Raw genomic sequence first — 13,674 nt, forward strand, 5'->3', positions numbered from 1 at the left:
CGCTGTCATGACCTGAACCATTCCGTCGAGGAAGGATGCCGTTCAGGTACTGGTTGCCGCCGCCCGCCCGAAAGGTTGCTGCCCGCGCCTGTTCAGGCGGGCTTCAACTGCCATTGCTGGCAGTGGTTGTCGAGCCATGACCACTGCCGGATGTCCGCCCCGTCGGCCGTCGAGCAGTCGGCCACGTCGGCGACCTTCCCCGACGCCTGGTTGACGATGCGCACCCAGCCGCCCGCGTCCGTGACCAGGAACCTGAAGCGCTGGCAGGTGTTGTCCAGCCAGGACCACAACCGCAGATCGGCTCCGTCGGCCGTGGAGCAGTCCGCGGTGTCCAGGACCTTCCCGGTGGCCGCGTTGACGAGCCGGCTGGTGTCGTCACCCCGGTCCTCGACGCGCCACCGCTGCCGGCTGCCGCCGTCGCACGTGCCCTGGAGGACGCCGGCCCCGTCACCGTCCGAACCGGCGGCCACGTCCATGCACTTGCCGGTGGCCCGGTTGACGACGGTGTAGGCGGTGGGTGTGGCCGCCGTCTCCCCGGCGGGCCCGGCGGTCGTGGTGCCGAGCGCGACGGGTGTGCCGAGGTTCGGTGTGCCGTCGGCGTTCCAGGTGAACTTCTGGGCCCGGGCCGTACGCCCGTTGTCGCAGCCGTCCGAGGCTGCGTCGTTGGCGTGGTAGACGATCCAGCCCTCCGTCCCGTCGGGCGAGGTGAAGAACCCGTTGTGCCCCGGCCCGAAGACCCCCGCCGAGTCCTTGCGCTGGAAGACGGGATCCGCCTTCTTCGTCCACGAGGAGGCGGACAGCGGATCGGAACCGGTGAGCGTGAGCAGCCCGAGCTTGTAGTCGGGGGTCCAGCAGCCGCTGGCGGAGTAGACGAGGTACGTCCTCCCGCCCCTCTGCAGCACCTCGGGCCCCTCGTTGACGGCGGCTCCGGACTTCTCCCAGCCGTACACGGGCGTGGAGATCGTCGAGAAGGACCCGCTCAGCGTGTACGGGTTCGACATCGGCGCGATCACCAGGTTCTGGGTGCCTCCGCCGCTCGCGCTGCCGAGGAGGTACAGCCTGCCGTTCACGGCGAGCACGCTCGGATCGAGCATCCAGTCGCCGCCCAGCCGGCTCTTGTACGTGTACGGCCCCATCGGGTCCGCACCGGCGCTCTCCAGGACATGGACGCGCTGGGTCGGGTTGTAGTCGGCGATGTTCTGCCCCGCGACGTAGTACAGGTACCAGCGACCGCCCGAGTAGCGCAGTTCGGGAGCCCAGATGTTGCAGCAGCGCGAGGCCGCGTCGCCCTTCCACACCTGCACGCTCGGGGCGTCCGCGAGCCCGGCCAGGGTGGGCGACCTGCGCATCGTGATGACATCGGTCCAGCTCGTCGTCACCAGGTAGTAGTTGCCGTCGTGGTACGAGATCCAGGGGTCGGCGCCCTTCTGCGCCTTGACCGGGTTGGCGTACGGGCGTCCCTCGGCCGCCGACGCGGGTGCCGGCTGCGCCAGGACCAGGGCGAGGAGGAGGGCGCTCAGCAGGGTCAGTAGGCGACGGGCCATCCGCTGCTCCAGTTCAGAAGGTTGACGCCGAGCTTCGGGGTCCCGTTGTCCTGGCCGTCGTAGTAGTGGTAGACGAGCAGATCGCCGTCGGAGTCGGCGAGCACCGACTGCCCGCCGGGCCCGATGTAGCGCCCGTGCGACTCCAGCACCGGCGTCCCCCCGTTGCTGAGCATGCTCACGCCGTTGCGGTCCTTGTACGGCCCGGTCACGCTCGTCGCCCGCCCCACCTTGACCTTGTACGTGGAGCTCGCGCCCGCACAGCAGGTGTCGTACGAGGCGAAGAGGTAGTAGTAGCCGTTCCGCTTCACCACGGTCGGCGCCTCCACCGCCTTGGTCCCGGTGGGGCGGGAGGCCAACGAGCGGCGCGCCGTGTCACCGGCGTACTGCTTTCCGGTCGAGGGGTCGATCCGGATCATCTTGATCCCGGTCCACCAGGAGCCGAAGGACAGCCACCACGTGCCGTCGTCGTCCACGAAGAGGTTGGGGTCGATGGCGTTGTAGTCGCTCGACGCGTTCGAGGTGTACACGGTGCCGTAGTCGGTCCAGCTGCCCGGCTGCCCGGTGGTGGAACCGGCGAGCCCGATGGCCGAGGTGTTCGACCCGAACGACGAGACGGCGTAGTACATCAGGTACTTGCCGCCGCGGAACGAGATGTCCGGTGCCCAGGGGTCGGACGCCGAGGAGTAGTTCTTCCACCAGCCCGGCGGGGTGCTGAAGGCCGACCCGGAACGGCCGAAGGCGGTGCGGTCGGTGGAGGTGCGCAGCTGGAGGCTGTCGCCGGTCGAGTAGAGGAGGTACTGCCCCGAGGACGTCCGGACCATCGAGGGGTCGTGGACGACGATGTCGCCGGTGACCGTGCCGGGGTTGGGGTAGGCGGACGCGCTGCCCGGCACGAGGGCCAGCAGCAGTGCGGCGGGGAGGACCGCGAGGGTCCTTCTGCGGGTGGTGCGGCTCATGAGGGGACCTCCTGCGTTCGGTTACGGGAGGAGCGTGGGCTCGTACAGCAGTCGCCGCCGGAAGACGGATGGTTGCCATGCGCATGACAGTGCAAGCACTGTTCGATATATCGAATGACGCTCGTAACTTCGAACGGGACCGTAGGGTCGAACAGTTCGCGCGTCAACGGGTCGCGCACCCCCGGGAGAAGAATCTCCCCAGGGACCTTCTCAGCCCGTCTCAGTTCTGCCGGGGCAGCAGTTCGGCCTCGAATCGGTCGACGAACGCGTCGAAGGGCCGGCCCTCTGCGGAATAGACCACGAACTTGCTGAGACCGGCCTCGACATAGCCGTCCAGCAGCCGGTGGAGTTCCGGCCATCCGTCGGCGACGAGGTCCCGTGGGTCGCTCTCCGGAGCGCGCCGGTGAATCGCCTCGGCCAGCTCCTGCGGAATGCCGTTCTCCGTCACCATGAGACTGATCCCGAAGTGGTCGGGCTCGATCTCCCGTCCCGCCTCCTCGGCCGCGGCCTGAATCGACTCTCGGGCCCGCCTCGCCGCATCGGGCGTGAGGAAGGACCCCAGCCAGCCGTCTCCGTACCGCCCGGCCCTGCGCAGTCCTGCGGGCGCGCTGCCCCCGAGCCACACGTCCAGGGGCTTCGCGGGCAGTGGCCCGATCCGAGCGGCGTCGACGCTGAGGAACTCCCCGTCAAATCCCGCGACTTCCCCGCTGAGTGAGGCCCGCAGCAGTTCCATCGACTCGTCGAACAGCGCCCCGCGCCGCCCGTCCGGCGCGGGGAACAGTTCCCGTTCGGCGGGCCGGGCCGGCTGGAGCCCGAAGACCGGCAGCACGCGCCGGGGCGAGAGCCCGGCCAGGGACGCCAGTTGCTTGGCGACCAGGACCGGGTGCCGCCCCGGGAGCACCGCCACCGAGGTGCCGACCTTGAGCCGGCTCGTCCTCGACAGGGCGTGGGCCATGCCGACGAAGGGGTCCACGGCCTCCGAGCAGACGTGTTCGGACAGCCAGAGCGAATCCACACCGTCGTCTTCGAGGCGGTCGACGATCCGGCTGAAATCCGACAACGCCGCACCTGCACCGAGCCCGACTCCGAAGCGGATCCTCATGACAACCACCCTACGCGCGCCGCCTTCCGAGCAGGCGCGGGCGGTCGAGCCGAGCGGAATCAGGCGTTGAGCAGAACGGGAAAGGCCTCCATGTCGTTCTGCGTCATCACGGGCAGCTTGCGGATGTCCGCGTCAGGGACCGCGAGCTGCAGCTCCGGGAACCGTCCGAAGAGCGCCGGCAGGGCGATGCCCGCCTCGACCCGGGAGAGGGCCGCACCGGGGCAGATGTGCGGGCCGTGTCCGAAGGTCATGTGCCGGATGGGGGTGGCGCGGGTGATGTCGAACGCGTCGGCGTCGGGGCCGTGCTGCGCGGGGTCGCGGCCGATCACCCGGTAGGAGATGACCACGCCCTCTCCCTTGGCGATGACACCGTCACCGACCTGGATGTCCTCGGTGGCGAACCGCATCAGCAGATGGGTCGTCGGGGTGTCCCACCGCAGGGTCTCCTCGATGACGGTCTCCCAGGAGACCTTCCCGTCGAGGACCAGGCGCAGCTGGTCGGGGTGGGCCAGCAGGGCGCGTACGGCGTTGAGGATGAGCCCGATCGTGGTCTCGTGCCCGGCGGCGACCATCGCCTTGAGGTTGCCGACCACCTCTTCCTCGGTCAGCGGCTCGCCGCCCTCGTCGGCGAGGATGAGCGCGGAGGTCAGGTCGTCGGTCGGCTGCGCGGTCTTCTCGCGGACGAGCCCGGCGTAGAAGACGTCGAGATCGGCGAGGAGGGCCAGGCGTTCGTCCTGCGGGGTGAGCATCGAGAAGAAGGCCTTGTACTGACGGGTCAGCATGGCGTTCTCGGCGGGATCGACACCCATCAGCATGCCGACGACCCGCATGGGCAGCGGCTGCGCGAACACCGACTTGAGGTCGACGACGGCCCCGTCCCTGCCGCCCTCGGCGAGGGCGTCGAGCAGCTCCTCGGTGAACTTCTCGATGTCGGAGCGTATCGCCTCCAGCCGGCGGGGCGTGAGCGCCTGGGAGGTCTTGGTCCGCAGCCGGCGGTGCTCGTCGCCGTCGACGGTGAACATGGACCGGCCCGCGTCGATCATGCCGATGAGGGGCCACGCGTGCGTCACCTCGCCGCTCTGCCACAGGCCCCAGGCGTCGAGGTCCTTCACCAGTCGCGGGTCGAGCAGGAGCTGCCGCGCGTCGGCGTGCCGGGTGAGGGCCCAGGCCGGGACACCGAGCAGCTCGATCCGGGCCAGCGGTCCGGCGTCGCGCAACCGCGTCGTCTCCCCGTCCAGGTCCTGGACCATCGGGTCGATGACGACGGTCCCGCCGTTCGGGGCTGCGGCCTGGGCGGCGGCGTGGGGGCAGTTCACGAGAAGTCTCCTGTCGTACGAACGGGGGTGAACCGAACGGGGAGCGAGGTGGTGCCACGCAGGAACGCGGAGGGCCGTCGTACGAGGTCGTCGACGGGAACGGCGAGCTGGAGATCGGGCAGCCGGTCGAGCAGGACCTCGATGCCGGTACGGGCGATGATCTCGGCGATCTCCTGGGCGGGGAACGGGCACCGGTACTCGCCGTGGCTGAAGGCGAGATGGGCGCCGTTGCCGCCCTGCGCCGGTCCTCCGGTGCCGGACACGCCCTGCCGGATCAGCGGGTCGGTGTTGGCTGCGCCGAGCCCGAGCAGCAGCATGTCCCCGGCCTTGATCCGCTGACCGCCGAGCCGGGTGTCCCGTACGGCCCAGCGCCCGGCGAGGATCTGGGTCGGCGTGTCCTCCCAGAGCACCTCGTTCATGGCCTCACCGATGCTGCGCCGGCCACGGGCCATGGAGTCGGCGAACGCGTCCTCGGTGAGCATCAGCCGCAGGGAGTTGCTGACCCAGTCGGCGGTGGTGAGGTGCCCGGCGGCCGTGATGGCCATCAGGTCGAGCATGTACTCCTCGTCGGTGAACGCCTCGGGGAAGGCGAGCATGCGGGAGGTCACGTCATCCCCGGGCACGGCCCGTTTCGCGGCCACCAGCCGGGCCATGTGTTCCCCGAACCGCAGATGGGCGCTCTGCGCGTCCGGTCCGCCGTCGGCCAGGTCCTTCAACACCTGGGCGATGTCGGCACCTTCGTCATCGGGAAACCCGACCAGGCGGGCGAGGACGAGAACGGGAAGGGGCTCGCAGAAGTCGGCGACGAGGTCGGCCGTGCCACGGCTGCACACGTCGTCGATCAGCCGGTCGGCCAACTGCTCGCAGTGGCTGCGGATCTGGAACGGATCGGCGCCTTCGAGGGCCGGCCCGACCATCCGGGCATGCCGCCGGTGCTCCTCGCCGGCGCTGAAGTAGATGGACGGCAGGGGGCGCCCCACCATCGGCAGCAGCGGCCAGTCGTCGGGGATGTGGGGCCACTGGTTCCACAGGCCGACATCGCGCGGGAACAGCTCGCCGTCACTGGTGACTTGATGGAGTTCGCGGTACCCGATGACCAGCCAGGCCGGGAACCCGCCCGGCAGTTCCACGGGGACGACGGGTCCGTGGTCACGCCGCATGGTGCGGTACACGGCCTGCGGTTCGGTCTGGAACCCGGGGCCGCCGAGCGGCACGGCTCCGGTGTGCGCCGGACAGCCGGGAGGAGGCGGAGGAGGGGAGGTCGGCGCGGGCTCTGTGGAAGAAGGGCGCGTCATGAGTCCTGACTCCTGTGGCGACAGCTGCACGCGTCATGATCATGCGATCAACGCATGTTCACTATAAGGATTTTGTGTGACCTCGGAACGGTCAACGGCGATCAATCCCACACCCTGAACGGAACAACAGGACGACAACTCGGCACAATTGATGAGCATCGCGATGTACCGCTCGGGCCGACGCGCATCACGACGGAGCGGGCCTAAGCCAGGAACGCACGGCCCCCGGCACGGTCACCGTCGGCCCCGGCCTCGCACAGCTCCCCGCCCTCGTACCCGACGTTGACCAGCCCAGCGGCACCCCCCGCTGCCGCACCCGCGGCTACTGAACCCTCACCATCGCCGTACTCGAGCTTCAGCGCATGCCAGCGCGCCAGCCAGTACACCCGCCCGCGGTGACCGGCGAGGGTGTCCCGCAGCGCGGCGGGAGCGTGCGTCCACACGACGGGGAGGGCACCCGCGTAGTCGAAGGCGGCCCGCAGTTCGACCCACCCGTCGTCGCGGACATCACCGGAGGTGAGCAGGATCTCGACGGCCTGCCCCGGCTCCTGGCGGCACTTCTTCGCGTGGATCCAGTGCACGCGGTGGCCCGCGGCGTAGCGCGAGCACTCGTCGCTCCGCACGGAGTCGTTCTGGGTGAGATGACGCAGCATGGTGGGGTTCGCCTTCCGGGACAAGGACCCCGAGCGCCTGCACCGTGGTCCGCTGTTCCCCGTGCCCTTCGCACGGGGCAGGTCGTCACCCGGAGCACCCGCAGCGGAGCGGGGTGCCGTCCAGCAAGCCGGGGCTGTGCACTGGAACTCATGACCCGTACAAGATGCTAACGCACGCAAACCAACCGCCCGACGGGTGGTCAGGGGCCGGCGGGCGCCCGCCCGACGGACACCGCCCGCCCCCGACCACCTCTCCAGGCGCTGCCGGTCACCCGGTGACGAGACCCGGGTCGCTCGTACCGGCCTGACCGGTCTCGACGTGTCCGGCGAAGCGCCGCAGGAACGTGGGTTCCACGTCGGACACGACGGTGACGTCGTACCAGTTCTTGCTCCCCCGCAGGTCAAGCACCTGCTTGACAGTGGCGCCCGCACGGACCTCGACGGTCTGCACGCCGCCCCCGTACCCGGCGGCGCTGCGCACGGTCAGACGGACGGCAGCGGAGCCGCCGTTGACGAAGGTGAGCTCAAGCCCCCCACCGGACGTGACATGACGAGCCGTCACCTCGGGTCCCGTCACGTTCCCCCCGGCCCGGAAGGTGCGCAGGAAACCGTTGGGGCCATGGACGGTGAGGTCGGTCACTCCCTTGGAGTAGGCCGTGTTCCAGCTGTCCGCCAGGGACTTGCCGGCTTCGGTGGTGTACGTCCACGGCCCGTCGGTGCGGTTGGCGGAGGTCACCAGGAACTGCGCCCCTGCGGCGGCGCCGCCGCTGAAGGTGAGGCGGTACTTACCGGTGGCCGTATCGGCGGCACCGTCGACGAAGGGCGCGTAACGCAGCGGCCGGGTGGGCCGTGCGCCCTTCTCCTGCTTGGGCACGCTGCCGGTGGCGGGCGGGGCGGGGACGTAGTCGGGGTGCCGGAGGCGGTCCGGAGGTTCGTAGGCGTCGGTCGACGGCAGCGGGACGTCCGAGGCGTCCGCACTACGGAAGTCGAAGGCAGAGGTGAGATCTCCGCAGACAGCGCGCCGCCAGGGCGAGATGTTGGGCTCGTGCACACCGAAGCGCTGTTCCATGAACCGGATGACGGAGGTGTGGTCGAAGACCTCGGAGCACGCGAACCCGCCGGTGCTCCAAGGGGAGACGACGAGCATGGGCACCCGCTGACCGAGCCCGTAGGGACCGGCGGCGTACCGGATGTCGCCGGGGAAGTAGTCGGCGGTGGTGTCCACGGTGGACAGCCCCTGCGCGGGCCCCGAGGGCACGAAGGGCGGCACGACGTGATCGAAGAAGCCGTCGTTCTCGTCGTAGGTGATGAAGAGGGCGGTCCGGCCCCAGACCTCGGGGTCGGCGGTCAGCGCGTCCAGTACCTGGGAGATGTACCAGGCACCGTAGTTGGCAGGCCAGTTGGGATGCTCGCTGTAGGCCTCGGGCGAGACGATCCAGGAGACCTTCGGCAGCGTCCCGGCCCGGACGTCGGCCTTCAGGTCGTCGAGGAGCCCGCCACCGTTCTTGATGTCGGTACCGGTGCGGGCCTTGTCGTGGAGAGGATCCCCGGGCTCGGCGTTGCGGTAACCGTTGAAGTACAGCAGCGAGTTGTCACCGTACGTCCCCCGGTAGGCGTCGTCGATCCACCCCCAGGACCCGGCGGCGTCCAGCCCGTCACCGATGTCCTGGTAGACCTTCCACGACACCCCGGCCTGCTCCAGCCGCTCGGGGTAGGTGGTCCAGCCGTATCCTGCCTCGTCGTTGCCGAGCACGGGGCCGCCTCCGGAACCGTCGTTCCCCGTGTACCCGCTCCACAGGTAGTAGCGGTTGGGGTCGGTGCTCCCGATGAACGAGCAGTGGTACGCGTCGCAGACGGTGAACGCGTCGGCGAGGGCGTAGTGGAACGGTATGTCCTCACGTGTGAGGTGAGCCATGGTCGTCGCGGTCTTGGCCGGCACCCATTGGTCGTACGCACCCTTGTTGAACGCCCGGTGCCCGCCGGCCCAGTCATGGTTCAGGTCCCGGAGGAACTGCATCCCGAGCTCGTCGGCGGGCGGCCTGAACGGCAGCACCTCCTTGCCGAGGAGATCCTTCTGGTGCCAGACCGGCTTTCCGCTGGGGAGCGTGACGGGCCGCGGATCACCGAAGCCGCGCACGCCGTTCATGGTGCCGAAGTAGTGGTCGAAGGAACGGTTCTCCTGCATCAGGACAACAATGTGCTCGACGTCCTGCACGCTGCCCGTACGCCCCTTCGCGGGAAGGGAGGCGGCGCGGGCGATGCTGCTCGACAAGGCCGTATAGGCGGCTGTCCCTCCGGCGAGTTGCAGGAGGCGTCGACGGTTCAGTTCTGCCATGGGTGGGGGCCTCTGTGGGGTGAGGGGATATGGCGACGAAAGCGACTGGAGTGTCCCAGAATCGGGTGGCCCTGCGGAAGACGCGTGCGGTGTGCATGCGGTGGCGGTCGGCGGAACATTCGCCGACGGGACGGGGCGGACGGCCACTTGCCGGAACCAGGCAGACCCGCGCCCCCAGAACTGCCGACAGGTGTTCTTGCCGGTTCGGCGCCACCCCCCGCACGCTACGCGGGCAGCACGCGCTGCCGACAGAACGCGAGGGACCCCGAGTGAGACACGTGCCCTTCTTCCGCTGGGTATTGACGCTGGGCATGGTGCTGATCGGATGCTCGGCGGCCGTCTTCATGGCCGTACCGGACATGCCCGAGCTCCGGCAGGTCGACCTGACCGTGCTCCACGAGGCACCGGACGGGGCCTGCACGGTCCGCTGGAGGAACCCCTTCGACGAGGAGCAGCACGAGGACCCGTACCAGTGCGATCCCGACCGTGAACCGAGCCGCAAGGGGCCGTACTACGACCCGGAGTCGGCCCCCGGCCAGGACACCGGCTTCGTCGTCACCGAAGGCGAGGCCAAGGGCGAGCTCTACGCGCTGGGCCAGGACGACGAGGCGGTCACCGAGCAGCTCGAACTCTCCGACACACTCGTGATACTCGGGCTGTTCCTCACGGTCTCCGGCCTCGTCGGGGGGAACATCCGCGCATTGATCCGTATGCGAGGCGTCGAGCGGGATCTCATCCGCCGGGCCGGTCGGCTGAGTCATGCGGCCGGCCTGGTGGCCGAGGACTACGCAAGGGCGGTGACCGCGGTCCGCGAAGCGTGGACACCCCTGCACCAGGAACAGCTCGACAGGGAACTGTCCCGGGTCCCGGCGTCACGACTCCGCCACGACGACAAGCGCCGGTTCAGTACGAAGGAGTGGGAGAGGGCCGGCATCCGGTCCGTGCGGGACGTGCTCGACACCGGCGTCTGGACGCTGGGACAGCTCCCCGGAGTCGGGCGGCGCACGGCCGAGCGAGCGGTCGCCGCCGCGCAGCGCACGGCCGTGGAGACGAGCAAGGACGTGCTGGTGCGGATCGCGCCGGACCGTCCCACGCCGCGGACCACAGCGCTGATCACGGCTCTGCACGTGCTGCTGGAAGCCGGGCCGGGGGCTCGCAGGGCTGCGGAGAGCGCCCAGTGCCTGTCCACCCGGCTGGCACTCCTGCTGCCCGACGCCTCCGCCGCTTCCGGACACGCCCAGATGCTGCGAACCGGCCCGGAACAACGCAGACGGACCCGGGCCGCGGTGGACGAGTTGCGCCGTCTGCTCGACCAGGCGGAACAGACCACCGCCGACCGACAGTTCGGTCAGGCCTCGGCCGACCTGCTGCGGGCCCCGGACGGCGACCGGACCGGGCTGTCGGCCTGGGTGGACTTCGAGTCCCGCTCCGGGGACTACTACCGTCTGCTGGCAGAGGTCACGGGCGGCGTCGCTCCCCGGATCGACGAGCGCCTCAGCCCGTAGAGCCGGGGAGGTCCAGTAGCGCCGCGTGAGGGTCGTAGTGGTCGGAGCCGACCGAGAAGTGCCACGCCGAGCGCGGCGGCACAGGAAGACGTTTGTGGCCGTCGGCTCGCCGGCCACAAACGGGTCAGTCGAGCTCGTTGAAGCCGTAGCCCGAACCTTGGGTCGCGAGCTTGATCTGCAGCGTCCGGTAGCCCGGCTCGCCTTCGTCCGCGTACTTGCCCCAGTACTGGCACGTGTATCCGGTATCAGCGCCGTACGCGAATGCCTTCGCGGCAGGCAGCTTGTCGCAGGCGACCTTGCTGGCGTCCGTGCGCCCCGACTCGGAACCGTACTGCTCGTTGATCAGCTGGTAGACCAGCTTGCCGACCAGCAGGCCCTTCTTGGGCTCCTTGCTGTACGAGATGATGCTGCTGCCCGAGGTGTAGCTGTCGCCGATCTTGACCTCGTAGGGGATCTCGGCCCCCTCGTACGTCACCACGCACTGGCTGACCGCACCGGCCTTCTTGGTCACCCCGCCGGCACACTTGGCACTGGTCTTCCCGGGGACCTTGGCCATGCTGAGCACGTCCTCGCGCAGCGCGTGCTCCACCTTCCGCTCCAGGGGAGCGTCGGCCCCGGGGAGCGGGGTGACCCTGAGTTTGTCACCGCTGTCCCGCATGTACACGTCGGTCTGCGGACCGGTGATGGCCACGGGCAGAGCCTTCGCAGCAGCCTTCGCTCCATCGCCACCGGCGGTGCCGTCGGAACCGCAGCCCGCGGTGAGCAGGGCCACGGCAGTCACGGCGGTCATGCCGGTGACGAATCTGTGAGATCGCATGGGAGGGAGAATAGACGCTGCCACAGACAGGTCCTGACCAGGGCGGGCATCGGGCCGGGCAGCCTACCCGCTCCTCGGGAGGAGGCTGTCGGTTCCGGCACACGGCGCTCCACGCCGGGTTCGTGCCGACACCCGCGGCGAACGTGTCCCGGCCCTCACCCAGCCGTCGGACGACCCGTTCGGAGAAGGGGAAGGCGGCCGCGAGCTGCCCCTCGCGTCCGCCCTCGCGGACCGCTGGGGCGGGTACCCGTGCACGGACGGGCCGGGCAGGACGGTGTGGGCCGTTCGCGACACGCGACAGTGCCCACGCCACGCTCCCTCCCGCCGAACTCCGACTCATCAGCACCGGAGCCGTCGCGACCCGCGTCATGAGGGTGTGTGACCCACCTCACCGCCAAAGGGTGACAGGACGTTGTCGCGGACAGCTGCGACCGTCCACAGCATGACGATCACAGACGAGGACTGCCTCGCCGAGACCTTGAAGTTCAACGACCGTTTCGCCGCTGCCGCACATCGCCCGGCTCACGAAGAGACGCCCGACGCGCCCCTGCCGGCCGCTCTGAGGCGCAACCGGCTCGGTGGCGACACGCCTCCCGTCAGACTGCCGCAGGGCCAGGACCGCGTCATCGCGGGCGGGGTGAAGGTCCGGGCGTTCGTGCCCGACCACGTCGACGGCGTGTACCTGCACCTCCACGGGGGCGGCTGGGCATTCGGCTCCGCGGACGGGCAGGACGAGAAGCTGTGGCGACTGGCCGAGCAGACGCGGCTGGCCGTGGTCAGCGTGGAATACCGCCTCGCGCCGGAACACCCGTTCCCCGCCGGCCCCGACGACTGCGAGACCGCGGCCCGCTGGCTGGTGGACCGTGCAGCTGCCGAGTTCGGCACGCGACGGCTGCTGATCGGCGGCGAATCGGCCGGCGCCCATCTGAGCGTCGTCACGCTGCTGCGCCTTCGCGACCGGTATGGCCTTACCGGCGCGTTCCGCGCGGCGAATCTGCTCTTCGGGCCCTACGACCTGTCGATGACGCCGAGCCAGCGGTTGTTCGGATCCAGGCGGCTGCTCAGCAACACCGAGACGCTGCAGCGGAGTTATGAGCGGTTCACACCGGCGATGCGGGCGGAGGAACGCCGCGATCCCGAGGTCTCGCCCCTGTTCGCCGATCTGACCGGACTGCCGCCCGCCCGGATCGTCGTGGGCGCCGAGGATCCGTTGCGTGACGACTCGCTGTTCCTGGCCCAACGGTGGCGGGCGGCAGGTGCGCCGGTGCACCTCGGTGTCGTCGCCGGCGCCATGCACGGCTTCACCCTGTTCCCGCTGACCATCACCGAACGGGAACTGCGGCGTGAGCGGGACTTCCTGGCCACGGCGTGACGGTAGCGTCGGCCACGTGAACCGCACTGCTCGGCTCTATGCGCTGGTGGAGGAGTTGCGCGCGGCGGCGCCGCGGCCGGTGACGGTCCCGGTGCTCGCCGCGCGATTCGAGGTGAGCACGCGCACGGTGCAGCGCGACCTTCAGGCACTGATGGAGACCGGTGTCCCGGTGCGCACTGCCTCCGGGCGGGGCGGGGGCTGGTCGATCGACCCGGCGATGACCCTGCCCCCGGTCCGGTTCACCGCCGATGAGGCGTCGGCCCTGACGGTGGCGCTCGCCGCAGCCGACGTCTCCGCTCCCTACGCCGGTGCGGCCCGCACAGCAGCCCAGAAGATCGCGGCCTCGATGACCGCTCCCGTGTCCGCGGCGGCACAGGAACTCGCCGCACGGATCGTTGCGCTGCCCTCGCCGGCCGACACGACGGTCCGCGCCCAGGTGGAACGAGCCCTCACCACAGGCACGGTTCTGCGGCTGTCCTACGTCGACGCGGGGGGCCTCGAAAGCGACCGCGTGGTGGAACCGGCCGGGCTGCTCACCGCCGACGGCCGGTGGTACCTCATCGCCTGGTGCCGCATGCGACGGGCCGGCCGGGGCTTCAGGCTGGACCGGATCACAGGGGCGACTCCGACCACGGAGCAGGCTCAGCCCCATGACCTGGCCGAACTGCTCCTCGGCTCGGCCGCCGCCGGCGCGGTGCGGCCCGCCGCGCTGGCTTCCCTCACGGCCTCGCCCCCGCCCCGCCCTCGCCCTCGCCACGGATGACTGGGGGATGGGGACT

General features: G+C 70.1%; 11 protein-coding genes and 1 riboswitch. Of the genes, 3 read left to right on the forward strand and 8 right to left on the reverse strand.

Annotated elements, in window-relative coordinates:
• Positions 1-92: 92 nt before the first annotated feature.
• From OG959_RS02875 to OG959_RS02905, 7 genes are all read right to left on the reverse strand, one after another.
• A complete protein-coding gene (locus OG959_RS02875) occupies positions 93-1,544 on the reverse strand; it encodes a family 43 glycosylhydrolase (RefSeq protein WP_326656380.1) in 1,452 nt (483 codons plus the stop codon).
• Positions 1,526-2,500: an arabinan endo-1,5-alpha-L-arabinosidase gene (locus OG959_RS02880; RefSeq protein ID WP_326656381.1), complete on the reverse strand. Its 975-nt coding sequence runs from the start codon at positions 2,498-2,500 to the stop codon at positions 1,526-1,528. The genes OG959_RS02875 and OG959_RS02880 overlap by 19 nt, the downstream gene beginning before the upstream one ends.
• A gap of 220 nt (positions 2,501-2,720) precedes the next feature.
• Entirely contained in the window at positions 2,721-3,602 is an 882-nt protein-coding gene (locus tag OG959_RS02885) for a TIGR03854 family LLM class F420-dependent oxidoreductase (protein ID WP_326656382.1), read from the reverse strand.
• A 59-nt stretch (positions 3,603-3,661) separates the two neighbouring features.
• Complete coding sequence (locus OG959_RS02890; RefSeq protein ID WP_326656383.1) at positions 3,662-4,918, reverse strand: cytochrome P450 family protein; 1,257 nt, start codon at positions 4,916-4,918, stop codon at positions 3,662-3,664.
• Positions 4,915-6,213 carry a cytochrome P450 gene (locus OG959_RS02895; protein ID WP_326656384.1) on the reverse strand — a complete coding sequence of 433 codons (1,299 nt, stop codon included), beginning with the start codon at positions 6,211-6,213 and terminating at the stop codon, positions 4,915-4,917. Before OG959_RS02895 ends, OG959_RS02890 begins: the two co-directional genes overlap by 4 nt.
• 203 nt (positions 6,214-6,416) lie before the next feature.
• Positions 6,417-6,866 carry a hypothetical protein gene (locus OG959_RS02900; RefSeq protein ID WP_326656385.1) on the reverse strand — a complete coding sequence of 150 codons (450 nt, stop codon included), beginning with the start codon at positions 6,864-6,866 and terminating at the stop codon, positions 6,417-6,419.
• Between the two features lie 46 nt (positions 6,867-6,912).
• A riboswitch (SAM riboswitch) is annotated at positions 6,913-7,022 on the reverse strand.
• Positions 7,023-7,134: 112 nt separating this feature from the next.
• Positions 7,135-9,201, reverse strand: a complete 2,067-nt coding sequence (locus OG959_RS02905) for a phosphocholine-specific phospholipase C (protein WP_326656386.1) — start codon at positions 9,199-9,201, stop codon at positions 7,135-7,137.
• A gap of 269 nt (positions 9,202-9,470) precedes the next feature.
• Here OG959_RS02905 and OG959_RS02910 point away from each other — a divergent pair, with 269 nt between their 5' ends.
• Entirely contained in the window at positions 9,471-10,706 is a 1,236-nt protein-coding gene (locus tag OG959_RS02910) for a helix-hairpin-helix domain-containing protein (protein ID WP_326656387.1), read from the forward strand.
• A gap of 124 nt (positions 10,707-10,830) precedes the next feature.
• On the opposite strand, the gene OG959_RS02915 is transcribed toward OG959_RS02910, so the two are convergent.
• Entirely contained in the window at positions 10,831-11,523 is a 693-nt protein-coding gene (locus OG959_RS02915) for a hypothetical protein (RefSeq protein ID WP_326656388.1), read from the reverse strand.
• 442 nt (positions 11,524-11,965) lie between these two features.
• Between OG959_RS02915 and OG959_RS02920 the strand changes: the two genes are divergently transcribed.
• Positions 11,966-12,895, forward strand: coding sequence for an alpha/beta hydrolase (locus tag OG959_RS02920; protein ID WP_326656389.1), 930 nt, complete (start codon positions 11,966-11,968; stop codon positions 12,893-12,895).
• Positions 12,896-12,911: 16 nt separating this feature from the next.
• The gene (locus OG959_RS02925; RefSeq protein ID WP_326656390.1) at positions 12,912-13,658 is read left to right on the forward strand and encodes a helix-turn-helix transcriptional regulator; all 747 of its coding nucleotides are present in this window, start codon (positions 12,912-12,914) and stop codon (positions 13,656-13,658) included.
• Positions 13,659-13,674: the final 16 nt, after the last annotated feature.

The organism is Streptomyces sp. NBC_00385 (genome assembly GCF_035917155.1).
GTDB lineage: Bacteria > Actinomycetota > Actinomycetes > Streptomycetales > Streptomycetaceae > Streptomyces > Streptomyces poriferorum.